At 61.9% G+C, this 24,353-nt stretch carries 25 protein-coding genes and 1 tRNA gene; 14 read left to right on the top strand and 12 right to left on the bottom strand.

The genetic code is table 11. From position 1 onward, the window contains the following. Nucleotides 1–77: 77 nt before the first annotated feature. From CQ020_RS18885 to CQ020_RS18875, 3 genes are all read left to right on the top strand, one after another. Entirely contained in the window at nt 78–1,274 is a 1,197-nt protein-coding gene (locus CQ020_RS18885) for a glycosyltransferase (protein ID WP_105693236.1), read from the top strand. 84 nt (nt 1,275–1,358) lie between these two features. Further along, a tRNA-Ile gene (locus CQ020_RS18880) sits at nt 1,359–1,432 on the top strand. A gap of 134 nt (nt 1,433–1,566) precedes the next feature. Beyond that, a complete protein-coding gene (locus CQ020_RS18875) occupies nt 1,567–2,757 on the top strand; it encodes an acyl-CoA dehydrogenase family protein (RefSeq protein ID WP_105693235.1) in 1,191 nt (396 codons plus the stop codon). Nucleotides 2,758–2,813: 56 nt separating this feature from the next. Here the strand turns inward: CQ020_RS18875 and CQ020_RS18870 are convergent, their stop codons facing one another. Next, nucleotides 2,814–3,308, bottom strand: a complete 495-nt coding sequence (locus CQ020_RS18870) for a M23 family metallopeptidase (protein ID WP_105693273.1) — start codon at nt 3,306–3,308, stop codon at nt 2,814–2,816. Between the two features lie 407 nt (nt 3,309–3,715). Between CQ020_RS18870 and rpsB the strand changes: the two genes are divergently transcribed. The 6 genes from rpsB (at nt 3,716) to CQ020_RS18840 (ending at nt 8,621) form a co-directional block, all read left to right on the top strand. After that, complete coding sequence (gene rpsB, locus CQ020_RS18865; protein ID WP_024820275.1) at nt 3,716–4,603, top strand: 30S ribosomal protein S2; 888 nt, start codon at nt 3,716–3,718, stop codon at nt 4,601–4,603. 122 nt (nt 4,604–4,725) lie between these two features. Further along, nucleotides 4,726–5,562 (top strand): translation elongation factor Ts, encoded by an 837-nt coding sequence (gene tsf, locus CQ020_RS18860; protein WP_024820276.1) that lies wholly within the window; start codon nt 4,726–4,728, stop codon nt 5,560–5,562. Nucleotides 5,563–5,683: 121 nt separating this feature from the next. Next, nucleotides 5,684–6,421: a UMP kinase gene (pyrH, locus tag CQ020_RS18855; RefSeq protein WP_024820277.1), complete on the top strand. Its 738-nt coding sequence runs from the start codon at nt 5,684–5,686 to the stop codon at nt 6,419–6,421. 101 nt (nt 6,422–6,522) lie between these two features. Then, nucleotides 6,523–7,080 (top strand): ribosome recycling factor, encoded by a 558-nt coding sequence (frr, locus tag CQ020_RS18850; protein WP_024820278.1) that lies wholly within the window; start codon nt 6,523–6,525, stop codon nt 7,078–7,080. Next, entirely contained in the window at nt 7,080–8,015 is a 936-nt protein-coding gene (locus CQ020_RS18845; RefSeq protein ID WP_105693234.1) for a phosphatidate cytidylyltransferase, read from the top strand. Before frr ends, CQ020_RS18845 begins: the two co-directional genes overlap by 1 nt. 21 nt (nt 8,016–8,036) lie before the next feature. Beyond that, nucleotides 8,037–8,621, top strand: a complete 585-nt coding sequence (locus tag CQ020_RS18840) for a DivIVA domain-containing protein (RefSeq protein WP_105693233.1) — start codon at nt 8,037–8,039, stop codon at nt 8,619–8,621. Between the two features lie 12 nt (nt 8,622–8,633). On the opposite strand, the gene CQ020_RS18835 is transcribed toward CQ020_RS18840, so the two are convergent. From CQ020_RS18835 to CQ020_RS18815, 5 genes are read right to left on the bottom strand one after another with little or no spacing between them, the layout of a single operon-like run. Next, the gene (locus CQ020_RS18835) at nt 8,634–9,326 is read right to left on the bottom strand and encodes a hypothetical protein (protein WP_105693232.1); all 693 of its coding nucleotides are present in this window, start codon (nt 9,324–9,326) and stop codon (nt 8,634–8,636) included. Between the two features lie 50 nt (nt 9,327–9,376). Beyond that, a complete protein-coding gene (locus tag CQ020_RS18830) occupies nt 9,377–10,843 on the bottom strand; it encodes a cation acetate symporter (RefSeq protein WP_105693231.1) in 1,467 nt (488 codons plus the stop codon). Continuing rightward, on the bottom strand, nt 10,840–11,202 hold the full coding sequence (locus CQ020_RS18825; protein ID WP_105693230.1) for a hypothetical protein: 363 nt from the start codon (nt 11,200–11,202) through the stop codon (nt 10,840–10,842). Before CQ020_RS18825 ends, CQ020_RS18830 begins: the two co-directional genes overlap by 4 nt. Further along, a complete protein-coding gene (locus CQ020_RS18820) occupies nt 11,199–11,918 on the bottom strand; it encodes a LytTR family DNA-binding domain-containing protein (protein ID WP_105693229.1) in 720 nt (239 codons plus the stop codon). Before CQ020_RS18820 ends, CQ020_RS18825 begins: the two co-directional genes overlap by 4 nt. Before the next feature lie 22 nt (nt 11,919–11,940). Continuing rightward, nucleotides 11,941–13,137, bottom strand: coding sequence for a sensor histidine kinase (locus tag CQ020_RS18815; protein WP_105693228.1), 1,197 nt, complete (start codon nt 13,135–13,137; stop codon nt 11,941–11,943). Nucleotides 13,138–13,333: 196 nt separating this feature from the next. Between CQ020_RS18815 and CQ020_RS18810 the strand changes: the two genes are divergently transcribed. Both CQ020_RS18810 and CQ020_RS18805 read left to right on the top strand, forming a co-directional pair. After that, a complete protein-coding gene (locus CQ020_RS18810; RefSeq protein WP_062067452.1) occupies nt 13,334–13,714 on the top strand; it encodes a DUF485 domain-containing protein in 381 nt (126 codons plus the stop codon). Then, a complete protein-coding gene (locus tag CQ020_RS18805; protein ID WP_024820287.1) occupies nt 13,711–15,327 on the top strand; it encodes a cation acetate symporter in 1,617 nt (538 codons plus the stop codon). Before CQ020_RS18810 ends, CQ020_RS18805 begins: the two co-directional genes overlap by 4 nt. Nucleotides 15,328–15,400: 73 nt before the next feature. Here the strand turns inward: CQ020_RS18805 and CQ020_RS18800 are convergent, their stop codons facing one another. From CQ020_RS18800 to CQ020_RS18780, 5 genes are all read right to left on the bottom strand, one after another. Further along, nucleotides 15,401–16,420, bottom strand: a complete 1,020-nt coding sequence (locus CQ020_RS18800; RefSeq protein WP_105693227.1) for a PHP domain-containing protein — start codon at nt 16,418–16,420, stop codon at nt 15,401–15,403. 76 nt (nt 16,421–16,496) lie between these two features. After that, on the bottom strand, nt 16,497–17,102 hold the full coding sequence (locus tag CQ020_RS18795) for a hypothetical protein (protein ID WP_105693226.1): 606 nt from the start codon (nt 17,100–17,102) through the stop codon (nt 16,497–16,499). A 99-nt stretch (nt 17,103–17,201) separates the two neighbouring features. After that, complete coding sequence (locus CQ020_RS18790; protein WP_024820290.1) at nt 17,202–17,609, bottom strand: DUF4383 domain-containing protein; 408 nt, start codon at nt 17,607–17,609, stop codon at nt 17,202–17,204. A gap of 128 nt (nt 17,610–17,737) precedes the next feature. Beyond that, complete coding sequence (locus CQ020_RS24245) at nt 17,738–18,502, bottom strand: hypothetical protein (protein ID WP_258142085.1); 765 nt, start codon at nt 18,500–18,502, stop codon at nt 17,738–17,740. A 200-nt stretch (nt 18,503–18,702) separates the two neighbouring features. After that, nucleotides 18,703–19,173, bottom strand: coding sequence for an Lrp/AsnC family transcriptional regulator (locus CQ020_RS18780; protein WP_024820292.1), 471 nt, complete (start codon nt 19,171–19,173; stop codon nt 18,703–18,705). Between the two features lie 195 nt (nt 19,174–19,368). Between CQ020_RS18780 and pdhA the strand changes: the two genes are divergently transcribed. Genes pdhA through CQ020_RS18765 form a run of 3 tightly spaced genes read left to right on the top strand, consistent with a single transcriptional unit; the run spans nt 19,369 to nt 22,999 of the window. Beyond that, entirely contained in the window at nt 19,369–20,535 is a 1,167-nt protein-coding gene (gene pdhA / locus CQ020_RS18775) for a pyruvate dehydrogenase (acetyl-transferring) E1 component subunit alpha (protein WP_105693225.1), read from the top strand. Next, a complete protein-coding gene (locus CQ020_RS18770) occupies nt 20,535–21,545 on the top strand; it encodes an alpha-ketoacid dehydrogenase subunit beta (RefSeq protein WP_105693224.1) in 1,011 nt (336 codons plus the stop codon). Before pdhA ends, CQ020_RS18770 begins: the two co-directional genes overlap by 1 nt. Further along, on the top strand, nt 21,542–22,999 hold the full coding sequence (locus tag CQ020_RS18765; protein WP_105693223.1) for a dihydrolipoamide acetyltransferase family protein: 1,458 nt from the start codon (nt 21,542–21,544) through the stop codon (nt 22,997–22,999). The genes CQ020_RS18770 and CQ020_RS18765 overlap by 4 nt, the downstream gene beginning before the upstream one ends. Nucleotides 23,000–23,122: 123 nt before the next feature. On the opposite strand, the gene CQ020_RS18760 is transcribed toward CQ020_RS18765, so the two are convergent. Continuing rightward, nucleotides 23,123–23,995 (bottom strand): NAD(P)-dependent oxidoreductase, encoded by an 873-nt coding sequence (locus CQ020_RS18760; RefSeq protein ID WP_024820296.1) that lies wholly within the window; start codon nt 23,993–23,995, stop codon nt 23,123–23,125. Nucleotides 23,996–24,353 lie beyond the last annotated feature (358 nt).

The raw sequence follows: 24,353 nt of genomic DNA, 5'->3' as shown, positions 1-24,353 counted from the left end.
GCGGACGGCAACCCGGCGACACCGCAGCACTGCCACAAGCAGTGCTGTCCGCACCGTGACCATCAGGAGTTCTCCACGTGACCATTCCCGACACCAACAAACCCCTCACTCTGCTGATTGCCGCGGACACCTACCCGCCGCACGTCAACGGTGCTGCCCAGTTCGGCTACCGCCTGGCCAAGGGGATGACGGCACGCGGGCACAACGTCCACGTCCTGGCCTGCCGTCCGGACACGGGCAAGAGCTACACCGAGTTCCGCGACGAAGCCACAGTCCACCGGCTCCGCTCCCATGGCGTCTTCACCCACGAGTACTTCCGAATCTGCTTCCCGTGGGAAATCAAGAAGGAAATCAGCCTTCTTTTCGACAAGGTCCAACCGGACGTTGTTCACATCCAGAGCCACTACATGATCGGCGAACACGTCCTCTACGAGGCTGTAAAGCGCGGTATCCGGATTGTGGCCACCAACCACTTCATGCCCGAGAACCTCAACCCGTTCCTTCCGTTCCCGCGGTGGTTCAAGGACATAGTTGGCCGGATTTCATGGAAGGACATGGGCAAGGTCATGGGGCAGGCGGACGTGGTCACTACGCCGACGCCGCTCGCTGCCAAGGCCATGCACCAGCACGCATTCCTGCGTAAGGTCCTGCCTCTTTCCAACGGCATCGACTCATCCGCTTACGAGCTGCAGCCTGGTGAAGTCATCGAGCCGCATGCCAACCCCACCGTCCTGTTTGTCGGCCGGCTTGCCGAAGAAAAGCACATTGACGTGCTGATTGATGCCGTGGCGAAGACTCCTCGCGAACTCAATGTGAACCTGGAAATCGTGGGCGGCGGCGAAGTCCGCACTGCCCTTGAGGCCCAGGTGGCGAAGCTTGGGCTGGGTGACCGGGTGAGCTTCCTCGGCCTGGCCAGCGACGAGGACCTGCGGGAGGCGTACATCAAGGCCGATATCTTCTGCATGCCCGGAACGGCCGAGCTTCAGTCGCTGGTGACTTTGGAAGCCATGTCAGCTTCCACTCCGGTGCTGCTGGCCAACGCCATGGCGCTGCCGCATTTGGTCCGGGACGGCGAGAACGGCTACCTTTTCACCCCCAATGACAGCGACGAGCTCGCGGGCAGGATCACCCAGCTGGTGGGGCTTCCCCAGGACGAGCTTGAGGCAATGGGCAAGCTGAGCCGTGAGATGGTGGAGCCGCACAGCATCAATGGCACTCTTCAGACCTTTGAGGACCTCTACCGTGGCGCCACGTACGAGGACATGGTGGTGTGACAAAAGCACTCCCTGGCAGCTATTAGAATTGCTGGAGTGCTTTGCCCGGAACTGCTGCTTTGCGGTGGCCGGACCGGGCATCAAGGGGCTATAGCTCAGCTGGTTAGAGCGCGGGACTCATAATCCTAAGGTCCTCGGTTCAAGTCCGAGTAGCCCTACATTTCACACAGGAGCCGTGGCCGACGATTCATCTTCGTCGGCCACGGCTCTTTTGCGTTCCCCTGTCAGTGCGGTATGTTACTCATCAGTAACTTAGTCTTGGTCGCAGGTGACCACCCTTGAAGGAGCGAATATGTCCAACGCTGCATTCGATGCCACCAACCTTCCGTATGCCGATGGCGACTTTTACGCCTTTGAGCAGATGCTGACAGGGAAAGAGCGGGACCGCCTGGCAGAAGTCCGGGAATTCCTTGCCCGCGAAGTCAAGCCCATTGCCGTGGACTTCTGGAACCGTGGTGAGTTCCCGATGGACCTGATTCCCAAGCTTGGCGAACTGGATCTGGTCAGCCCCGTTCGTCGTCAGGGGTACTCCAACCTGTTCGCCGGCATGCTCCACGCTGAAGTGACACGCGCTGATGCTTCGATTGCCACGTTTATGGGCGTGCACGACGGCCTGTTCACGGGTTCGATCGAGGCCCTCGCATCGCAGGAACAGAAGGATGCCTGGCTGCCGGACATTTACTCCCTGAAAAAGATCGGCGCTTTCGGGCTGACCGAGCCCTTGGGTGGCTCGGACGTGGCGGGTGGAACGCGCACCACCGCCAAGCGCGACGGCGACACCTGGATTCTCAACGGCGCCAAGCGCTGGATCGGCAACGCCACGTTTTCCGACTGGGTGGTCATCTACGCCAAGGATGTGGCTGACAACCAGGTCAAGGCCTTCCTGGTGGACACCACCTTGCCGGGCTACTCGGCCACCAAGATTGAGAACAAGATCTCCCTGCGTACGGTGCAGAATGCGGACATCGTTCTGGACAACGTGGTGGTGCCCGACTTCTTCAAGCTTGCCAACGGCAACAGCTTCCGCGATACCAACAAGGTCCTCAAGGTGACCCGCCTGGCAGTAGCCTGGCAGGCCGTTGGGCTGCAGATGGCGGCCTTTGATGTCGCCCGTCAGTACGCCGTGGAACGCCAGCAGTTCGGGCGGCCGCTGGCGGCTTTCCAGCTGGTGCAAAATCAGCTGGTTCAGATCCTCGGTAACACCGTGGCTTCCATGGGCATGATGGTTCGTCTGGCCCAACTCGAAGACGCGGGCGTGGCCAAGGATGAACAGTCGGCTCTAGCCAAGGCGTTCACAACAGCACGCATGCGCGAGAGCGTCGCCCTGGGACGCAGCATCCTGGGTGGCAACGGAATCGTCACGGACTATGGAATGGCCAAGATTTTCTCCGACGCAGAGGCTATTTACTCCTACGAGGGCACGCACGAAATCAACACCTTGGTGACCGGCCGGGCCATCACGGGCGTTTCGGCGATCGTATAGTTCGGCGATCGTCTGGAACCAGTGCAGGCGTGGCGGGCACTCGGGTCTGGTGAGGATCAATGGAGCGGCAGTAGGATGGACGGCCGCAGGTCTTCCACGAAGCCCAACGGATTGACGTAGTCCTCGCCGCGCCGCACGCCCCAGTGCAGGCACGGGGCGCTGCTGCAGTGGCCGGGATCCGTGGTGCCGATAACCTGCCCCTTGCGCACGGCGTCACCGGCTTTGAGTTCACTGGTCACCGGCTCGAAACTGCTCTTGAGGCCATCGCCGTGATCGATCGTCAGTACGGGTCGGTCCACCACGACGCCGGCAAACGCCACCACGCCATCCGACGGCGCGGTGACCGGAGCTCCGTCGGACGTCGGCCCTAAATCCACGCCCCGATGCCCGCTGAGCCACGGTTTGTCAGGCGGGTCAAACGTCCGCAGGACCGAAGGCTTGGGGGGGAGGGGCCAGCTCCACGAAGCCGAGGCCGGCGCAGGGGCGCTTGCGCTGCCGGCAAAGAGGGTGGCAGCAAGCAGGGCGGTCAAGGTGAGCTTCGCAACGGTCATGGAATCAGCTTTTCCTGACAACTCCCGCGACGCGATGCGCCGGGTGCCGTATGTGGACAACGCCTGGGTTCCGGCGGTCAAACCGGTGGGGTCGCTGTAGTACACTTGGTGGAGCAGTTTGCTGTGCCCTCAAGCTTGTTCAGGAGCATGTCTCATTCAGATATGTGAGGGTCCCAGGCTGACTACGCGTATCCAGCCCTCCACCAGCGAAGCCTCATGGTTTTGTGCTGCGGGGGATTGCGCCTCTTGCGGTCCGGTCGAGCTTAGGCTCCATGCCGGATGAGAAGTGCAATGGATGCCAGGAGCCACGCCCATCCGGGCAAAGGCTAAACAACCGTCAACTATTGGCAGGGTAAGAGCAGCCCCTTGGGCTCTCTCATGAATGACCTGCCGGAAGGAGCGTCGGCATGCCCGTCGTAACTATGCGCCAGCTGCTTGACAGCGGCGTCCACTTTGGACACCAGACCCGTCGTTGGAACCCGAAGATGAAGCGCTTCATCTTCACGGAGCGCAACGGCATCTACATTATTGACCTTCAGCAGTCGCTGTCTTACATCGACCGCGCCTACGAGTTCGTTAAGGCTACTGTCGCCCACGGCGGCACCGTCCTGTTCGTTGGCACCAAGAAGCAGGCTCAGGAAGCAATTGCCGAGCAGGCTACCCGCGTTGGCCAGCCGTACGTCAACCAGCGTTGGTTGGGCGGTATGCTCACCAACTTCCAGACCGTCGCCAAGCGTATCCAGCGCATGAAGGAACTCGAAGAGATCAACTTCGACGACGTCGCCGGTTCGGCTTACACCAAGAAGGAGCTCCTGCTCCTCAAGCGTGAACTCACCAAGCTTGAGTCCAACCTCGGTGGTATCCGCAACCTGACCAAGGCTCCCTCGGTTCTCTGGGTTGTTGACACCAAGAAGGAACACCTTGCTGTTGACGAAGCCAAGAAGCTGAACATCCCGGTTGTTGCCATCCTAGACACCAACTGCGACCCCGACGAAGTTGACTTCCCGATCCCGGGTAACGACGACGCCATCCGCTCCGTCAACCTGCTCACCCGCGTTGTTGCCGACGCCGTAGCTGAGGGCCTTATCGCCCGCAACCAGCGCGCAACGGGCACCACCGAAGCTCCGGAAGAGCCGCTGGCTGAGTGGGAGCGCGAGCTCCTCGAAGGCAGCAAGGCTGAAGAAGCAGCGGCAACCGAGGCTCCGGCAGCAGAAGCTCCCGCAGCTGAGGCTCCCGTTGCTGAGGCTCCCGCAGCAACTGAAGCTGCAGCCGGCGAAGCCGAAGAAGCCAAGTAAATCTGGACCTTCCCTGACGCTGGAGACTGCGTCGGGGGCAACTGACAGGATGGCGGCTCACACGGTGGGCTGCCGTCCTGTCAGTCCGTAAACACACAAAATTTCTAGACAGAGGGGTTCACATGGCGAACTACACTGCTGCTGACATCAAGGCCCTGCGCGAGCGCACTGGCGCCGGCATGATGGACGTCAAGAAGGCTCTTGACGAAGCCAACGGTGACGCCGAGAAGGCCATCGAGATCATCCGCATCAAGGGCCTCAAGGGCGCTACCAAGCGCGAAGGCCGTTCCACTGCTGAAGGCCTGGTTGCTGCCAAGGTCAACGGCGGCGTCGGCGTAATGATCGAGGTCAACTGCGAGACTGACTTCGTTGCCAAGGCTGACAAGTTCATCCAGCTGGCTGACAAGGTTCTCAACGTTGCAGTCGAATCCGGCGCAGCCGACCTCGAAACCCTGCTGGCCACCGAGGTTGACGGCAAGCCGTTGTCCGAGGTTGTTGTCGAAGAGGGCGCAGTCCTCGGCGAGAAGGTTGTTGTCCGCCGTATCTCCCGCGTTGAGGGCACCACGGTTGACGCCTACCTGCACAAGACGTCCAAGGACCTCCCGGCCCAGGTTGGCGTGCTGTTCGCTGTTGACGGTGAAGGCGAAGCCGCTTCCACCGCTGCACACGACATCGCTGTGCACGTTGCAGCCATGGCTCCGAACTACCTGACCCGTGACGACGTCCCGGCCGAATTGGTCGAGTCCGAGCGCCGCATCGCGGAAGAGACCGCAAAGGCTGAAGGCAAGCCCGAAGCTGCTCTTTCCAAGATCGTGGAAGGCCGCGTGACGGGCTTCTACAAGGGTGAAGTTCTGGTTGACCAGGCATTCGCCAAGGATTCCAAGAAGACTGTTGCACAGGTCCTCGAAGAAGCCGGCGTCAAGGCAACCGCAGTAACCCGTTTCCGCGTCGGAAACTAGTACTACGTGAGAAGGGGTGGTCACTTCGGTGGCCGCCCCTTTTTCATGCACCCGTCCGGGTAGTACCTGCGCGGACCCACAGCACGATAATCTAGCCAGAGTCCACCAACGGGAAGGCACCATGGAAACCGTCAACACTGCTATCCAGCCCGAGAAGACCCGTCGACGTGTACTTCTGAAACTTTCCGGCGAGGTCATCGGCGGAGGCAAGCTCGGCGTCGATCCTGAGACAGTGCGCGCCATCGCCAAGCAGATCGCGGCCGCGGTCACCGAAGTAGAAGTGGCAATCGTTGTAGGCGGGGGTAACTTCTTCCGCGGCGCCGAACTGTCGCAAAGCGGTATGGACCGCTCCCGCGCCGATTACATGGGCATGCTGGGCACCGTGATGAACTGCCTGGCCCTGCAGGACTTCCTGGAGCAAGCCGGGGTGGAAACCCGCGTCCAGAGCGCCATTACCATGGGCCAGGTTGCAGAGGCCTACATCCCGCGCCGCGCCATCCGCCACATGGAAAAGGGACGCGTGGTCATTTTCGGTGCGGGTGCCGGGCTGCCCTACTTCTCCACGGACACCGTTGCGGCGCAGCGTGCCCTTGAAGTGCACGCCGACGTGGTTCTCATGGCCAAGAGCGGAGTGGACGGCGTCTACACCGCAGATCCCAAAAAGGATCCGCTGGCGGAGAAACTGGATGTCCTCAGCTACGACGACGCCCTGCGCCGTGACATCCGGGTGATGGACCAGACCGCAATGACCATGTGCAAGGACAACAGCCTGTCCATGGTGGTCTTCGGCATGGAAGGCGAGGGCAACGTTACCCGTGCCATCCTCGGCGAAACGCTGGGAACCCTGGTTACTCCCTAGCAAGGGCTAGGATATTTCTAGGACCATCCGCCCCTGGTGGCGGATCTTTACTGTGCATTGCCGCCTGAAGTTGGGCAGCAACTATTTCTGAGGAGAAACCCGTGATCGAAGAGACCTTGCTCGAAGCCGGCGAGAAGATGGACAAGGCGGTGGAGGTAGCCAAGGACGATTTCGCCTCGATCCGTACTGGCCGGGCCAACCCCGCCCTCTACAACAAGGTGATCGTCGAGTACTACGGCACACCTACTCCGCTGCAGCAGCTGGCCTCCTTCGGTGTGCCGGATGCCCGCACCATCCTGATCACCCCTTACGACAAGACCGCATTGCGTGACATCGAGAAGGCCCTGAGCGACTCCGAGGTTGGCGCCAACCCATCCAACGACGGCAACGTCATCCGCGTGACCATCCCGGAGCTCACCAAGGAGCGCCGCAAGGAGTACGTGAAGATCGTCAAGGGCAAGGGTGAGGACGCCAAGGTTTCCATCCGCAGCATCCGCCGCAAAGCCAAGGATTCCCTGGACAAGCTCGTCAAGGACGGCGAAGCCGGAGAAGATGAGGGTGCACGCGCTGAGAAGGAACTCGACGCCCTGACCAAGCAGCACGTTGACGGCATCGACGAGCTGCTCAAGCGCAAGGAAGCCGAGCTGCTCGAGGTCTGATGAACCAGGCTGAGCCGGCGCCCGCTGAGCGGGTCCCGACACGCGATACCCCTCAGCGCGCCAGACGCGTGCGGAAGAACCCCACACCGAAGGCAGGCCGGAATCTTCCGGCCGCCATCGGCGTCGGGCTTGCCATGCTTTTGGCCGTTTTGGGCGGCTTGCTGTTCCTCCCGTTGGGTTTCGTCCTCCTCACCACCGCATTCGGGGTGCTGGGCGTTTGGGAGGTTTTCAGGGCGCTTGAGGCGCAGGGGACCCGGATGCCGATTGTTCCCGTGATGATCGGCAGCCTGGTGATGCCGGTATCGGCCTACTTCGGTGGGCTTGAAGGTTTGCTTTTCACTATGACGGCCAGCTCCGTGGCCGTCCTGCTGTGGCGCTCCATCGAGAGTGCCGCGGGAGCGCCGCGGAGCGTGTTTGCCGGTGTCTTTACGCTGGCGTGGATTCCTTTCCTCATCAGCTTTGCATCACTGTCCCTGCACACCACCAGCGGGCCCACTCCAGTGGGTTTCTGGCCGGACGGTATCCCCGAAGGCGCATGGCAGATTGCCTCCATGCTGTTGTTGGTGGTTTCCAATGACACGTTCGGGTACATCGTTGGCGCTTCCTTCGGGAAACACCCCATGGCCCCCAAGATCAGTCCCAAGAAGTCGTGGGAAGGTTTCGCGGGATCCGTCGGCGGGGCCATGGTGATCGGCGTCCTTGCGTGTATCTTCCTGCTCGACAGGCCTTGGTGGGTGGGTCTTATCCTGGCCGTGGGCATGGTGGCCGCAGCAACCGCCGGAGATCTCGCGGAGTCCATGGTCAAGCGCGAACTTGGCGTCAAGGACATGAGCAGCATCCTGCCCGGCCACGGTGGCGTCATGGACCGCCTGGACTCCATCGTGTTCGCCGCCCCTGTAGCCTATGTTCTGTTCGCGCTGCTGAGCGGCGTCTGACAACCCAATGAAGGAAAACTAGTGGCCTTGGATATTCGACGCCAGATTCCCGCAACGTTTGATCGTGTGGAGCGCAGCAAATACGGCTATAACGCCAAGCAAGTTGACGAGTTCCTCCAGCGCGCCCGGACATCGTTTGAGAACCCCGTAGGTACAGCGGACCAGGTGGCCAGCGTTGACGTCAGGGCTGTGGCTTTTGATCCCGTAAAAGGTGGTTACGACGCTCACAGCGTCGATGCCGCGCTGGACCGGTTGGAGGACGCGTTCGCGCGACGGGAGAGGGACGACCTCATCAGCCAGCAGGGCGAAGAAGCCTGGCTGCGGCAAATTGGCAAGCTCTCAGGCATTCTCCGCGGCAGGCTTCACAGGCCCGACGGCGAACGGTTCCGTCGCCCGTCGGGGAAAAGGACCCGCAGTTACGACGTCCAGGACGTTGATGCCTTGTGTGCTGAGCTGATCGGGTACCTCGAGCACGATCAGGCTCTGAGCGTGGACACTGTGCGCCGGGCTGTTTTTCGTGCCGCCAAGGGCGCTGACGGTTACGAAGAAGCTCAGGTGGACGCGTTTCTCGCCCGGGTTGTAGAGCTCATGGCAGCCATCGACTAAACCACGCCTGTACTAACGGGGCGTGGGAGAAACGGGCGGATTGTTCTTCCACACCTCCAAATAACGTCGATGTCCGCGGACCAGCGATGTGCCGAAAAAGGCCAGTGCGGCCACGACCGCAAGAGGTACAGCGGCAATCGCGGGAAGACCAACGGTCAACAGTGCCGAGCCGAGCAGCAAGGCAAGCAGTGCTGAGTTAACGAAACCCATGAACACCATGCTGCTGCCGGCCACTTGGCTGAAATCGGTCCGACCGCCAAGGAAGTAGTAGGTTCGTTTGGCGCCTGGCTCATCATCGTGGTGCCCAGCCATAAGGTATGGACGGACCCCGGGATCCAAGTCAAGATAAGCGGCACGCAGGCGGTTCATGGCCAGGACATACATGAGGTCCTCCATGCCTACGCTCATCACCCGGATATGGGTGAGCAGGCCAACTACCAGATCGATGCACAGAATGGTCAACGCGAAGGCCCGGAAGGCATCTGAGAACTGGGTGGCGTTGCCTACCAGCGCCACACTCAGCAGGCAGGCTGACGTGAAGGTCAGGAACATGCTGATGCGGGTGAGGACTTCGCCTTGGGTGGTGCTCCTTGATGCCAGCAGGCTCCAGTGTTCCGTGGCCAGTATTTGAGCGCGGACGCTGGGGGACAATTCCGGTGCGGGCGACGATGGTTCTGGACTGGCCGCACCCGGTTCCTCGGACATGGCGCCATTGTCCACCCTGCGGTGGCAACGGACAACGGTTTGCAGGGCCGCTACCTCTCCGTCGCTACCGGCCTCTCCGGCACATGCAGGCGCGACATCACGCGATTTACCGAGGCCGGGACGCGGTTCTTGGTCATCATGGACACCGTCACGGTCGCCGCGAAGGCAGCTGGGACGCTCCACGCCGCAGGCTGAGCAAGCCACACAGGCGCATTCCCAGGCCCCATGAGGGTGCCCGCCACCATGGCGCCGCCGCAAAGGAAGGCCCCGGTCAGCATGCCCGCGATGGCGCCCGCATCGGTGAGCCCGCGCCACCAGATTCCCAGCAACAGCAGCGGGCAAATAGTGGATGCCGTGAAGGCAAAGACCAAGCCTACGCTTCCGGCCAGCGCAAGGGTGTCAGTCATCAACGCAAACCCCAAAGGCACGACGGCGGCGAGCACCGCAGCGAGGCGGAAGCCCCTCACGCTTCCCCCAAAGAGGTCCTGGCTGATGACGCCGGACAACGAAACAACCAGCCCGCACGTGGTGGACAGGAAGGCGGCGAAAGCTCCGGCCACCACCAGGGCGGACAGAAGGTCGCCGGCCAGGCCTCCCACAAGCTTGCCGGGCAGCAACAGGACCAGGGCATCGGCTTGTCCGGATTGTGCCAGCTCTGGTGCGAACATCCTGCCGAGCGCCCCGGAGAGTGTGGGAAAGAGATAGAAGACGGAGAGCAGTCCCAGCACAATCAGCGTTGTCCGGCGGGCCGACTGGCCGTCAGGGTTGGTGTAGAACCTTACGAGGACGTGGGGGAGGCCCAAGGTTCCGAAGAGCAACGCCACCAAGAGTGATATGTGTTGGTAGGCTCCGGCAGCACCTTGGCCGGTGGGATTGACGGGCAGGGGTGCCTGCGGCTGTGTGCCGTTGCTGGCAAGAACCAGCAGCACGAAGACTACGGGCACGGCCAACGCGGTCAGTTTCAGCCAATACTGGAAAGCCTGAACGAAAGTGATGGAGCGCATGCCGCCTGCCGCCACTGTCAGGCACACAACCACCACTACCGCCGTGGAGCCTACCCATGATGGCAGGCCAGTGGTGATCCGGATGGCGAGCGCTGCCCCGTGGAGTTGCGGCACAATGTACAGCCAGCCGACGGCCACCACCATCAGGCTGGTGACCCGGCGGACCAGCTTGGAGTCCAACCGCGCTTCGGTGAAATCCGGGATGGTGTAGGCGCCGGAACGACGCAGGGGAGCGGCCACGAAGAGCAGCAGCATGAGGTAGCCCGCGGTGTATCCCACGGGGAACCACAGCGCGTCGGTTCCTGAAAGCAGGATCAGTCCTGCGACGCCCAGGAAGCTGGCGGCTGAAAGGTACTCGCCGCCGATTGCGGAAGCGTTCCACCAGGGCGGGACTGTTCGTGAGGCGACGTAGAAGTCACCGGTGGTCCGTGAGATGCGCAGGCCGTAGAAGCCAATGACCGCCGTCGCGAGGGAAACGGCCAGAAATGCGAAGAGGCCAACAGCAGGATTCACTTGTCCTCCACCAGATCCCTGTAGCGGGCCTCATTTCGGGCCGCGGCACGGTTGTAGAGCCAAGCACTCAAACCAATCACCGGGTAAATGCCCACACCGAGCACTAGCCAATCCAACGGAATGCCAAAGATGCGGGTTTCTGCCACCCCGGGTCCGTAGACCAGGAAGACAGCAAACACGGCGAGAATGATCAGGAATCCGCAGGCCACCACCAAGGCCAGCCTCAATTGGGACCGGATCAGGGATCGGATGAAAATCCGTCCGGAGTCGGAGTCCTCGGTTACCTCACGGGGATAAGGCGACCTGCCCGGTGCGGCCGTGGCGGATTGCCGTGGGCCCGTGACGCGGACGCGTGTCATCCCTGCGGCCGGATGCGGGTGGTGTGCAGCTTGTCCCTGACCGATGGCAGGTGCCTGCGGCTGATGGGCAGAACAGCCCCGGCCACCGCAACGCTCGGCCCCGTCGCGGAAAGCTTCACGTGCTGTACATGGTTCAGGGCGATCAGATACGAGCGATGGATGCGGATGAATCCGGCGTCCGCCCACTTTTGTTCCAGATCGCTGAGGGGCACCCGGATCAGGTAACTGGCTTCGGCGGTGTGCAGCCTTGCGTAATCGCCCTGGGCCTGCACATAGGTGACGTCGTCGCGGCGGATCATGCGGGTGGTGCTGCCGAGGTCCACTGTGATCATCTCAGGGGCGGGAGTGCCGTCCTTGATGAGCTCACTGATCCGGTCTACGGAACGAGACAGCCGTTCCGCCCTGAGGGGTTTCAGCAGGTAGTCGACGGCGGCGAGGTCAAAGGCTTCGAGCGCACAGTCTTCGTCTGCGGTGACAAACACGACGGCGGGCGGACGGCTGCTGCGGGAAATGGCGCGTGCGATGTCCAGCCCGGAGAGCGCCGGCATGTGGATGTCGAGGAACACTGCGTCCACGGACTCTGTTTCAAGGGTCCGCAGAGCCTGGGCACCGGATGATGCCCGATGGATGGCGCCTATGCGCTCATCCCGGCCCAACATGAAGGCGAGCTCCTCCACGGCGGGCAGTTCGTCATCGGCGACGAGCACGTTGATCATGATTAATAGACTAGCGGCAGGCTCAGGCGTCGTGGTCGGGCTGGGATTTGGGCACCCGCATGGTGATCAGGGTCCCTTCGCCCGGCGCCGTGTCGATGACGAGCCCGTGCTCGTCGCCGTAGACCTGCCGCAGGCGGGCGTCCACATTGCGAAGTCCCACGTGATCGCCGTCCGTGTGTCCGGCGAGTACTGAGCGCAGATGTTCCGGGTCCATTCCCACGCCGTCGTCTTCGATGGTCACTTCGGCGAACGCGCCGGAATCATTCGCGCAAATAGTGATGTGTCCCGGGCCTTCCTTGGCCTCCAATCCGTGCCGGACGGCGTTCTCCACCAATGGTTGAAGGCTGAGGAACGGGATGACGGTGCTGAGGACTTCGGGAGCGATCCGCAGACTCACTTGAACCCGCTCACCGAACCTGGCCTTTTCCAGCAGGAGATAGCGGTCTATGCAGCGAAGTTCTTCGGCCACGGTGGTGAAGTCCCCATGCCGCCGGAACGAGTACCGGGTGAAATCAGCGAATTCCACCACGAGCTCCCTGGCCCGGGCCGGGTCCGTGTTGATGAACGAGGCAATGGCATTCAACGAGTTGTAGATGAAGTGTGGGCTGATCTGCGCACGGAGTGCCCGGACCTCGGCTTCCATCAGGAGGGTGCGCGACGATTCCAGCTCGGCCAGCTCCAGCTGCGCGGCAATCCAGTCGGCTACTTCGCTGGTGGCCCTCACCAGCCCGGCTCCGGCAGCAGGAGCCAGTGCGGCCACCGAACCAACCACACTGGATCCAGCCCGGATGGGTGCGATCACAGCGCTGAAATCGTGGTGTCCATGGTCGGAGGTGGCGGGGTGACCGGCGCGGGGAACCACCACCGTGCGGCCCGTGTCCAGAACCTCCGCCGCGAGCCGCATCAGTGTTGGCCGGAGTTCCTCAGCGGCGCCGTCCCAGGCGAGCACGGAGTCCGTGTCCGTGATGGCCAACGCATCGCAGCCCAGCAGGACACGCAGTTGTTTGCTTGCCTTGGCTGCACCGGCGGGGTGGAGGCCACCGCGAAGGTGCTGCCCGGCGCGGGATGCTGCATGCAGCGTGTTGTACGTGGCTCGTTCGGCGTCCGTTCCCAGGTCGCGGAACGATCGGATCACCTTGAGGCCAACACCCACCACGACGGCGATTGCCAGGACGATCACGGCGATCGCGGCTGCGGTGAAGAGCGGGGAATCGGGCATGAGGCCAGCGTAGCCGCACGTCCGCCCGTTGCCCGGTTGTTCTCCTTGCAGCCACCGTTTGGCGCAGCATCACAACCGCTGAGCGACGGCAGTCAACGATTCTCTGGAACAGGACCGCAGCGCGTTCGATAGTGATTGCAGTCACATTGGCAAAGCGTGTGCAGCTGATGTGGACACATCACACTCAGGAGGAACCATGGGTAATGAGGCCCAACCCCAGGACGCAACGGCGTCCGTGGACTTCCAGGAAGTCCAGCAAACGGAACGGTTCAAGACTCTGCGCAAGCGGCACCGCAGCTTTGTCTTCCCGATGGCCGTCGTATTCCTGCTCTGGTATTTCGCCTACGTTCTCCTGGCCGCCTATGCGGTGGACTTCATGTCCACCAAGGTCTGGGGCAACATCAACGTCGGACTGATTCTCGGACTGCTTCAGTTCGTCACCACCTTCGGCATCACGGCCTGGTACGTGAGCTACTCCAACAGGAAGCTGGACCCCATCGCTGCTGAGATCCGCAACGAGATTGAGGGCCACGAATTCGACAAGGACGGCAATGTGATCAGCGGGGTTAAGAAATGAACACCATGGTCCCGGCAGTCAACGTCGAAGCTCTGAAAGACACGACGCTGCTCAACATGGGCATCTTTGCCCTCTTCGTGGCGGTCACCATGGTGATCGTCTTCCGGGCAAGCCGGAACAACAAAACGGCGGCAGACTACTATGCGGCCGGCCGGTCATTCACAGGCTCCCAAAATGGCACCGCCATTGCCGGCGACTACCTGTCCGCGGCCTCGTTCCTCGGGATCACCGGCGCCATCGCGATCAACGGCTACGACGGTTTCCTCTACTCCATCGGCTTCCTGGTCGCTTGGCTTGTCGCGTTGCTGCTGGTGGCTGAACTGCTCCGCAACACCGGCAAGTTCACCATGGCCGATGTCTTGTCCTTCCGGCTCCGCCAGCGCCCTGTGCGGATTGCGGCAGCACTGTCCACACTGGCCGTTTGCTTCTTCTATCTCCTCGCCCAAATGGCTGGTGCAGGCAGCCTGATTTCGCTCCTGCTGGGCATCAGCGACTGGGGCGGACAAGCCCTGGTGATTATCGTCGTCGGCGCTTTGATGATCATGTACGTACTCATCGGCGGCATGAAGGGCACCACCTGGGTGCAGATCATCAAAGCCATCCTGCTGATTGCCGGTGCCGCCGTCATGACAGCAATGGTGCTGGCGATCTACGGCTTCAACGTGTCCAGCCTGCTGGGTTCGGCGGCCGAGGCGGCCAACAATCCGGCCGTCCTCAACCCGGGACTGCAGTACGGCAAGACCGAAACGTCCAAGCTCGACTTCATGTCTTTGGGCCTGGCACTGGTCCTCGGAACAGCAGCCCTGCCACACGTCCTGATGCGCTTCTACACCGTGCCCACAGCCAAGGAAGCCCGCAAATCCGTTGTCTGGGCCATCTGGCTCATCGGCCTGTTCTACCTCTTCACGTTGGTACTGGGCTATGGGGCAGCCGCGCTGGTGGGCGCAGAAACCATCAAGTCCGCACCCGGCGGGGTGAACTCGGCAGCACCGCTGCTGGCATTCCATTTGGGCGGGCCGCTGCTCCTGGGCTTTATCTCGGCGGTCGCTTTCGCCACGATCCTGGCGGTGGTGGCTGGTCTGACCATTACGGCGGCGGCATCCTTCGCCCACGATATCTACGCGAACGTCATCTCCAAGGGCAAAGCCGACGCGGACACCGAGGTAAAGGTGGCGCGACGCACCGTCGTGGTGATCGGTGTCCTGGCCATCCTGGGCGGCATCTTCGCCAACGGCCAAAATGTTGCATTCCTGGTGGCACTTGCCTTCGCCGTCGCGGCGTCTGCGAACCTGCCCACCATCGTGTACTCCCTGTTCTGGAAGAAGTTCACCACCCAGGGCGCGGTGTGGAGCATGTATGGTGGCCTGGCCGCGGCCATCCTGCTGATCACGTTCTCACCTGTGGTTTCGGGCGCCAAGACCTCCATGATCCCCGGAGCCAACTTCGCCCTCTTCCCGCTGAGCAACCCGGGCATTGTGTCCATCCCGCTGGCCTTCTTCCTCGGCTGGCTGGGAACGGTCCTGGACAAGCGGCGCGAAGATCCGGTCAAGCAGGCGGAGATGGAAGTGCGCTCGCTGACCGGTGTGGGAGCTGAGAAGGCGGTAGACCACTAACTCCGGCACCACGACGCCATCACACAAGGGCTCCTCCTGCGAAGAATTGCGGGAGGAGCCCTTGTGTGGGGTGCTACTTCTTCAGGCTCAACCACTCCTTCAACTGTGCCAGAGGCCAAGTGGTGACAATCCGTTCCTTGGGCACGCCAAGGGCTTCGGCCCGCTCCGCACCGTACTGCAGGAAATCGAGCTGGCCGGGAGCGTGGGCGTCGCTGTCGATGCTGAACAGGCAGCCGGCGTCGAGGGCCATGTTGATGAGGTTATCCGGCGGGTCCTGGCGTTCGGGCCGGGAGTTGATTTCGACGGCGACGCCCCACTCCGCGCATTCCTTGAAGACTTTGGCGGCATCGAATTCGGACTCGGGCCGGGTCCCCCGCGAACCCTGGACCAAGCGGCCTGTGCAATGTCCCAGGACGTTGGTGTGCGGATCACTGATGCCGCCCAACATTCGCGTGGTCATGGTCTTTTTGTCTGATCGAAGCTTTGAATGAATGCTGGCCACCACCACATCCAGACGGTCCAGCATGTCCGGGGTCTGGTCCAGGGAGCCGTCTTCAAGGATGTCCACCTCGATTCCTTTGAGCAACCGGAAGCCATCCTGTGATGCGTTGATTTCGTCCACCTCGCCCAGTTGCTTCTCCAGCCGTTCCACGCTGAGGCCATTGGCGATGGTGAGGTTGGGGGAGTGGTCAGTCAGTGCAAGATATTCGCGGCCGAGGGTGCGTGCAGCGGCAACCATGGCTTCGATGGGGGAGCCGCCGTCGGACCAGTTGCTGTGGCTGTGCAGGTCCCCGCGTAACTCTGCCCGCAGGGTGTCGCCCCCGGAGGCCAGCGCTTCGGTGCCACGTTCACGCAAATCAACCAAATAGTCGGGAACCCGGCCTTCCAGCGCCTGGGTGATGACTTCGGCGCTGCGGTTGCCCACGCCTTTGAGGCTGGTGATGCGTCCCGAGCCCACCAGTTTCTTCAGGTCCTCGGGCGAAAGCTGCCGTGCGGCGTCGGCTGCTTTCCGGAACGCCTGGACTTTGAATGTGGGGGCCTGGCTTCGTTCGAGCCAGAAAGAGATTTCGTCGAGCGCCTCAAGGGGATCCATGGCTCCATGATCCACGAACGAGGCGCACCATCAACAGTGGGCAGTGTTGATGGTGCGCCCGTTCGGTCATCGCCAGTTAGTGGTGGTGACCCCGGTCCAGGGCGGGATTGGAGCCCTGGCCGTTTTCTCCGGAGGGCGACTGGCCGTGCTCTCCGTGCGGGACAGCATGCTGTCCAGCCATCGAGGCGGCCAGGCCGGGGGTTGCTACTGAAGCAACAACGACGGCGGCTCCGAACGCGGCTGCCAGAAGCCGCCCGGTCCTTGGCTGGCCGTGGGCGCCGCCGTCGCTGGTCTGGTGCTGCCGCTTCAGCCAGCCAGCCCCGGCAACTGCCATGAGCGTCAGGCCAAGAGCGGCAAAGTGACTCACATTCAGTGAGCGCTGGGTGCTGACCCCGGCCACCGTCACTGCAAGGTGTGCAGCAGCAGTCAGGGCGAGGACAGGAAGTGCGTATCGAGCTAGGACCAAGGTGTTGCGGTGCAGCCCCCACAGCGACCAAGCCAAAAATGCCAGGCCGCCTGCGAGGGTTGCCGCACCGGCAACAACCAGGCCGGGTGTCACCGCTTCATTTCCCGTGAGATATCCGGCTGCAAGGGAAAGCTCCACCATCCCGGCGGCCATTGCTGCGAAGTACACGAACAGCAGGGTCGCTGCGCTGAGCGTGGGGTGATTTTTGCGTTCCATGGCTCTTCGCCGTCCTCTCGCTTGTCAAACGGTGATCAGATCCCTGTTCAGAGATTTCAGATTCTGTTCAGGGGCTTTCAGATACTGATCAGGTACTGATCAGGCGCGGGCGGAAGCTACGGCGGCCTTGTCCTGGGACAGTGCGACGCCCAGCAGGACCACGGCGCTGGCAAGGTGCAGGACGTTGTCCGCGCCGTTGAGAGCGATGATGTTCAGCGAGGAACCCACCAGGAAGAGTCCAAGGATGCCCACCAGGAGGTAAACGCCACCCACAGTGGTGTTGACGCCCTTGGAGAGCGTGACGCTGTTCATGCCGGCATAGAGGAGTGCGGCGCCAATGGCCAAGTGGATGATGTTGTGAAGCGGATTCACGGCGAAGATGATGAGGTTGGCACCCTCAGTGGCGAAGAAGCCGATTCCCGAGGTGACAAAGAATCCGAGGACGCCTACCAAGAGGTAGACGGCGCCGAAGATGGTGGCGATCAGGCGATTGGGCGAAGTACGCATGGTCCGGACCTTCCGATGATGGCCGGAAACCCCGGCCGTCCTGCTGAGCCCCGGTTGGGGCTCTCAGGCAGTGATTCGGACCATATGCGCAGGTGGATGGGTGTTAAGCGGAATTAATTCCCGAACCTTTAGGGGCGGAGGCGGATGCTGCTCATCTTGAGGTCGTCGGTGCCCTCAAAGACGTACTGGAGGTTGATCGTCTTGCCGTCGCACTGCAACGTTCCCGCGAGGTTGGCTTTGTTGTTTCCGTTTTCCGAGTTCACGTTGACTGAGTTGTAGTTCGGCTTGCACGAGCTGTCCAGGTCCAGGCTGGCAATGCCGTCCAGGAACGACTGCTTGTCCAATTCGTCTTTCAGCGGCTGGCTCAAGTAGTTGTCATAGGCCTGCTCGGTCTGGCCGGACACCACCAGGTTGGTGAATTCATCCGCCAGGGTCCTGGCTTTTGACGTCGCGTTCCCCACCAGGTTGACGAGCAGCAGCACACCCACCACCGCCAGCACGATCACTCCCGCAACTATGCCCAGGACGATCCACAGAACTTTCCGGCTCTTTTTCGGTGGCTGCTGGCCGTAGGGGCCGGGTTGATACTGCCCGGGCTGATTCGGGCCCGGGGCGTAAGGGTTCTGGCCCTGCGGGTAAGGATTCTGGGCGTACGGGTCGGTGCCGGGCGCCGCGTACTGCGGGTTGCCTTGAGGGGTAGCGGTCGACGGCGGCTGTTGCCACTGCGGCGACGCGCCGGTTTGCGGGGACGCTCCCGTCTGCGGTGGATACGGGGCGCCAGTCTGCGGCGGGTACCCGGGGCCGGGTGGAACCGGTGGCGGGTTCTGGCCCTGGTAGTTCGGCTCGGGATGGTTGTTCGGCTCGGGCTGGTCGGGTTGTTGCGGGTTGCTCACGGTAGTGCCCCTTTCGGTAGCCTTCGGTAGCGCCACCACATAGCCGGGGTCCTCTGGCCGGCCCCCGATGCGTCCTCTTGCATCAAATCCTATGCGGGTGCGGCGAGCAAGTACTGCGCGGCCCGTACTGCAGGTGAATGGCTCGCTGCGGGTGAATGGCTTACTGCAGGTGAACGGCTACCGCAGGTGAATGGCCATTTTCACTCGCCAGAGCGCCGTCCCAGCAGCGGTTGCACCCGGTACGGGATCATCTCCCGCATGGCCAGCGCCGTGTCTGTCCGTTCCACCCCGTCGCAGCCGAGGATCTTTCCGTTAATGCGGTAGAGGTCCTCTGCGTCCAAGGCAACCACGCGCAGAAGCAGGTCCGCGGAGCCCGTCAGGCCGAATCCTTCAAGGATTTCGGGGATGTCTGCAAGGTCTTCGGAGAGTGAGGCCAGTTTTTGTTGTTGCACATGGACAGTGATGAAGGCCGTGAGCGGATACCCCAGTGCTGCGGGATTGATGCGCCGTTCGAAGGAGAGGAACGCGTGTTTCTTTTCAAGCTGCGCCATGCGGGCTTGGACGGTATTCCTGGACAGGCCGAGCTTCTGAGCCAGGGCCACTACGGTCCCTCTGGGATCTTTCGCCATGGCCGAAAGGAGCCGGGTATCAGTGCCATCCAAGGGTTGCATAATGCGCAAGATTAGCACGGTCGAGAGGCGCCATACAGGGCAAAATGATCAATCTTTGAAGTGGTGGTTGTACCCCCTGACACTTGTGAGTAGGGTCACAGTTAACTTCGGCGAAGGTGCCGGAGGGCCGGTCTGCGGCAGGATCACAAGTCCTGCCAGCGCCGACGAAAACGAGCCGGAAGGTTGCGATCACCTGTGTTGACGGATCAGGCGGGCAAAGGAGTGCACCACACTCCAGACCCAGGACATAGTGCACAAATTCCTTTGAGGACTGGCGGAGATCTGCTCCAGTTGGTGTCGCCGGAAGGCGAACGCATCAGCCATCCCGAATTCGATATCTGGGTCAAGGACATCGGTGATGAGCACCTGTGCTCCTTGTATGAGGACATGACAGTCATTCGCCGTATCGATGCGGAAGCTACGGCTCTCCAGCGGCAGGGAGAGCTCGCATTGTGGCCCCCGTTGCTGGGTCAGGAGGCAGCTCAGATCGGCTCAAGCCGCTCACTCCGGGACGATGACTTCGTCTTTCCCAGCTACCGCGAAAGCGGAGTGGCCTATGTGCGGGGCGCCCACCTCTCCGAGATTGCCCGGGTATGGCGCGGCAACGCCTCCTATGGTTGGGATCCCCTGCGCATCAACCTGGCGACGCCCCAGATCATCATAGGTTCCCAGAGCCTGCACGCCACCGGTTATGCCATGGGTGTGCAACTGGATGGTGCCAACACCGCGGTACTTGCCTACTTTGGCGATGGCGCCACGAGTGAAGGCGACGTCAATGAGGCCATGGTGTTTGCTGCGAGCTACCAGGCTCCCGTGGTGTTCTTCTGCCAGAACAACCACTGGGCAATTTCCGAGCCCGTCCGCGTCCAGTCCCACGTCCAGCTGGCCGACAGGCCTAGTGGCTTCGGTATTCCCAGCATGCGGGTTGATGGCAATGATGTCCTGGCCGTCATGGCTGCCACCCGTGTGGCCTTGGACCGGGCACGCAAGGGTGGAGGACCTACCTTTATTGAGGCAGTTACTTACCGCATGGGTCCGCACACCACCGCCGATGACCCCACCCGATACCGTGACCCCATCGAGTTGGAGGACTGGGCCGCCAAGGACCCCATTCTGAGGCTGCACAAACTGCTCGAAGCCAAGGGCCTGCTGACTGAAGACATGGAAGCCCGGGTGAAATCCAAGGCAGATGCTGTGGCCGCCGAACTCCGGGCCAGCTGCATCGATATGCCGGACCCGCAGCCGCTGGATGTCTTCAATCATGTGTACAGCACTCCCAATTCCTGGATTGAACGCCAGAAGGACCACTACTCGCGCTATTTGAACAGCTTCAACCAGCCCGTCGAGGAAGGTGCACTCTGATGTCCAAGCTCACTTTTGCCCGGGCCATCAATGCCGGCCTCCGGAAGTCCCTCGAAAATGACCCCAAAGTGGTCCTCATGGGAGAAGACATTGGCGCCCTCGGTGGCGTCTTCCGCGTCACGGATGGGCTTCAGAAAGACTTCGGCAAACACAGGGTGATCGATTCTCCGCTGGCTGAGTCGGGCATCATCGGCACCGCAGTAGGGTTGGCCTACCGTGGTTATCGCCCGGTGTGCGAGATCCAATTCGATGGGTTCATCTACCCGGCGTTCGACCAGATTGTCAGCCAGGTAGCCAAGATGCACTATCGGACCCAGGGGCGGGTCAAAATGCCAATCACCATTCGCGTTCCTTTCGGTGGCGGCATCGGATCCCCGGAGCATCATTCCGAATCACCAGAGGCATATTTCACCCACACCTCCGGCCTCCGGGTGGTGGCGGTGTCCAATCCCCAGGATGCCTACACCATGATCCAGCAGGCCATCGCTTCCGATGATCCCGTCCTCTACTTTGAGCCCAAGCGGCGTTATCACGACAAGGGCGACGTGGATGAGACCCTGGACCTCTCAACTGCCCTTCCCTTGGATAAAGCTGCCGTGGTCACCGCAGGTTCTGATGTCACGTTGGTTGCCTACGGACCGCTGGTCAAGACGGCCAAGGACGCTGCCATGGCCGCTGCCGACGAAGGGATTTCGGTGGAAGTCATCGATCTGCGCTCGCTGGCTCCGGTGGACTACCCCGTAGTGGAAGCTTCTGTCCGTAAGACCGGACGCCTGGTCATCACCCACGAGGCCGGCCAATCCGGAGGCCTTGGCGCTGAAATCGCCGCCAGCATTACTGAACGCTGCTTCCATTACCTGGAGTCCGCCCCGGTCCGCATCACCGGTTTCGACGTTCCATATCCATACTCGAAGCTCGAAATGCATCACCTGCCGGACCTGGACAGGATTCTCGACGGCGTGGACCGCGCCCTGGGCCGGCGCAACTCCCTGAGCGGACTGGAAGGATGACCGCCACCATGATCAAGGAATTCAGGCTGCCGGACCTTGGCGAAGGCCTGACGGAATCGGAAATCCTGAGTTGGAAGGTAGCGGTGGGGGACACCGTCACACTGAACCAGGTCATCGCTGAGGTTGAAACCGCCAAGGCCGTTGTCGAGTTACCTTCTCCTTTCGCAGGAGTGGTGGCTGAACTTCACGAACAGCCTGGCACGGTGGTTGAGGTTGGCAAGCCGATCGTCTCCTTTGAGGTTGACGACGCCGGGTCCTCCAACGGTGGCGGTGTTTCGGATACGCGTGACCGGTCTGCTGCTGGGCCCGCCGGAAACCAGTCCGCCGGAAACCATTCCTCTGGTGACAGGGCCGTCGTCGAAACCTCTACAAAGGGTTCGCCATCAACTGCTGGCGCTGAAGCAGTCGGAGCCCCGGCCAAACGTGAGCCGAACCTGGTGGGTTACGGCGCCGTCGTCGAGCATTCCGGCCGCCCCACCCGGCGGGCCCGTGGCCAGGTCCAGGACGTGAAGTCCGCGTCCTCGGAAGCACCGGCGCTTAGCGAACCTGCGGCGGCTCGGCAGGCTGAGGGTGACGTCTCTGAACGACCACGCTCGACCCCGCCTGTGCGTAAGCTCGCCCGCGATCTGGGAATCAACCTGGAACTCGTCCGCGGCACCGGACCGGGCGGGCTCATCACCCGCGAGGACGTCCAGAACTTTTCCGGTGCAACAGAAGCTCCTTCCGAGACTCAGGTTTCTGCTGCCCGAGGTGAGCGCGAGACCCGCACTCCCATCAAGGGTGTCCGCAAGTTCACGGCCGCAGCGATGGTGCAGAGTGCGTTCACTGCCCCGCACGTGACCGAGTTCCTCACGGTGGACGTCACGGCAACCATGGAATTGCTGGCAAGGCTCAAAGGCAACAAGGCGTTCGACGGCTACAAGCTGACACCGCTGACCATTGCCGCTAAAGCTGTTCTGGTGGCGCTCCGGAACAACCCATCACTGAACTCGCGGTGGGATGAGGCCAGCCAGGAGATTGTCCAGTTCAACTACGTGAATCTGGGCATCGCAGCCGCCACACCCCGAGGCCTGACGGTTCCGAACATCAAGGACGCGGACAGGCTGACGCTTCGTGAGCTTTCCACGGCGTTGACCGAACTCACGGACACCGCGCGTGCAGGCAAGACATCGCCGTCGGAGTTGTCCGGTGGCACCATCTCCATCACCAACATCGGCGTGTTTGGCATCGACGCCGGGACACCCATCCTGAATCCGGGCGAGGCCGCCATCGTTGCCCTGGGCGCTGTAAGGAAGGCACCTTGGGTGGTGAATGACCAACTCGCGGTCCGGCAGGTCATGTCCCTCAGCCTGTCCTTCGACCACCGCTTGGTGGATGGGGAGCAGGGATCCCGATTCCTTGCCGACCTCGGCGCTATCCTTGCCGACCCCGCCATGGTGATGACCATGATCTAGGTGCAACTGAAGCTGCGCCGGCCCATCCCTTTACGAGTGCTTGCAGGAAACTGCAGCTAAGGGGTGGGCCGTCGCGCGTTAAGCCTGCGCCTTAGCCTGCGCCTAAGCCCGCGTCAGCCCGCCTCAGTCCTCGGTTGGCGTAGTGCGGTTGGAGTGGACGGTGCGCCAGCTGTGCTCCGGCTCAAACCCCAGCAGCCTGCGCGCCTTGTCAATGGACAGCATGGTTTCGTGCTCGCCCAATTCCTTAAGGACCTCGACGCCGGGGAAGACTTCCGCAGCCAATCCGGCGCTGCTTCGACTCATCACGGTATCGGCAGCTGCGATGATAAAGGCCTCAAATCCCGGTTCGCTGTGTTCCAACGCCCTGACGACTGCCAGTGCACCGTCACGGGCATCGATGTAGCCCCAAAGATTCCATTTCCGGAGGGTTGCGTCATTGTCGAAGGACGGGAAGGCATCGTAGTCCTCGGGGTCCATGACGTTGGAGAAGCGCAAGGCTGTGATGCTCAGTTCAGGATCCCATCGCGTGAGCTGGATGGCCATCTGCTCCTCGAGGTGCTTGACCAGCGAGTAGGTGCTTTCCGGGCGGGCGGCGTACTCCTCATCTACCGGAATATAGGGAGGATCGATCTCGAAGGGTAGACCCAGCACGGTCTCGCTGGAGGCATAGACCACCTTCTTGATGCCGGCCCTTCGTGCTGCCTGGAACACGTTGTAGGTGGACACCATGTTGTTCTCGAAGATGGCAGCATCGGGGGCCAGCCCCGGTGCCGGGATGGCGGCAAGGTGCACAATGGCGTCCAAGCCGTGGTGTTGGTCGTCCAGGCCCAGGATGACATCCAGAACCTGTCCGTAGTTGCGGAGGTCCACGTTGACGTAGCCCTTGCCGCGGGTACCGGCGCGGTCGATGTTGAGCACCTGGTGGCCATCCTGCGTGAGTCGCCGGACCACGCTCCTGCCGAGTTTCCCGCTTCCGCCCGTGACGGCAATCCTCATGGTGTGCTCCTCGATAGTGGCTGGTCCCTGCCCGGCTGCGGCGCTCATCAGCTGCTCTGATTGTTCAGTAAGGGTTTGATTTTTTAGCCTAGGCGGCGCGGCGGCAGAAAACAGCCCCTCAAGCTGGCCCTGAGAGTCCTAGGAAGATAGGAACGACCCAAAGGGCTTAGCGCGCGGCCACCTTTACCAGGGTGTCGTCGAGGATCTCACTGGGTCATTGCCTGGCCGTGCACCTGGGGCGCAGCACATCACCACGCGGGGAGAAGCGTTCCAGCCTCATCCTGCGCCGCTTTTGGGGCGTGTTTATGTTCTTTGGGGTGTGTGGTGGTGGTTGCGTCGGGGTGTTTGGTGGGGGTCG

Origin of the sequence: Arthrobacter sp. MYb23 (assembly GCF_002979775.1) — a bacterium.
Lineage (GTDB): Bacteria > Actinomycetota > Actinomycetes > Actinomycetales > Micrococcaceae > Arthrobacter.
The sequence above is the reverse complement of the archived record's forward strand: the minus strand, read 5'-3'. Positions and strand labels throughout refer to the sequence as shown.

What these genes read in the sequence shown, in the direction of transcription:
- CQ020_RS18875 (WP_105693235.1), top strand. Translation starts at nt 1,567, where the DNA reads ATGTCCAACGCTGCATTCGATGCCACCAACCTTCCGTATGCCGATGGC.
- CQ020_RS18870 (WP_105693273.1), bottom strand. Translation starts at nt 3,308, where the DNA reads ATGACCGTTGCGAAGCTCACCTTGACCGCCCTGCTTGCTGCCACCCTC.
- rpsB (WP_024820275.1), top strand. Translation starts at nt 3,716, where the DNA reads ATGCCCGTCGTAACTATGCGCCAGCTGCTTGACAGCGGCGTCCACTTT.
- tsf (WP_024820276.1), top strand. Translation starts at nt 4,726, where the DNA reads ATGGCGAACTACACTGCTGCTGACATCAAGGCCCTGCGCGAGCGCACT.
- pyrH (WP_024820277.1), top strand. Translation starts at nt 5,684, where the DNA reads ATGGAAACCGTCAACACTGCTATCCAGCCCGAGAAGACCCGTCGACGT.
- CQ020_RS18845 (WP_105693234.1), top strand. Translation starts at nt 7,080, where the DNA reads ATGAACCAGGCTGAGCCGGCGCCCGCTGAGCGGGTCCCGACACGCGAT.
- CQ020_RS18835 (WP_105693232.1), bottom strand. Translation starts at nt 9,326, where the DNA reads ATGTCCGAGGAACCGGGTGCGGCCAGTCCAGAACCATCGTCGCCCGCA.
- CQ020_RS18825 (WP_105693230.1), bottom strand. Translation starts at nt 11,202, where the DNA reads ATGACACGCGTCCGCGTCACGGGCCCACGGCAATCCGCCACGGCCGCA.
- CQ020_RS18820 (WP_105693229.1), bottom strand. Translation starts at nt 11,918, where the DNA reads ATGATCAACGTGCTCGTCGCCGATGACGAACTGCCCGCCGTGGAGGAG.
- CQ020_RS18815 (WP_105693228.1), bottom strand. Translation starts at nt 13,137, where the DNA reads ATGCCCGATTCCCCGCTCTTCACCGCAGCCGCGATCGCCGTGATCGTC.
- CQ020_RS18810 (WP_062067452.1), top strand. Translation starts at nt 13,334, where the DNA reads ATGGGTAATGAGGCCCAACCCCAGGACGCAACGGCGTCCGTGGACTTC.
- CQ020_RS18805 (WP_024820287.1), top strand. Translation starts at nt 13,711, where the DNA reads ATGAACACCATGGTCCCGGCAGTCAACGTCGAAGCTCTGAAAGACACG.
- CQ020_RS18800 (WP_105693227.1), bottom strand. Translation starts at nt 16,420, where the DNA reads ATGGATCCCCTTGAGGCGCTCGACGAAATCTCTTTCTGGCTCGAACGA.
- CQ020_RS18795 (WP_105693226.1), bottom strand. Translation starts at nt 17,102, where the DNA reads ATGGAACGCAAAAATCACCCCACGCTCAGCGCAGCGACCCTGCTGTTC.
- CQ020_RS18790 (WP_024820290.1), bottom strand. Translation starts at nt 17,609, where the DNA reads ATGCGTACTTCGCCCAATCGCCTGATCGCCACCATCTTCGGCGCCGTC.
- CQ020_RS18780 (WP_024820292.1), bottom strand. Translation starts at nt 19,173, where the DNA reads ATGCAACCCTTGGATGGCACTGATACCCGGCTCCTTTCGGCCATGGCG.
- CQ020_RS18770 (WP_105693224.1), top strand. Translation starts at nt 20,535, where the DNA reads ATGTCCAAGCTCACTTTTGCCCGGGCCATCAATGCCGGCCTCCGGAAG.
- CQ020_RS18765 (WP_105693223.1), top strand. Translation starts at nt 21,542, where the DNA reads ATGACCGCCACCATGATCAAGGAATTCAGGCTGCCGGACCTTGGCGAA.
- CQ020_RS18760 (WP_024820296.1), bottom strand. Translation starts at nt 23,995, where the DNA reads ATGAGGATTGCCGTCACGGGCGGAAGCGGGAAACTCGGCAGGAGCGTG.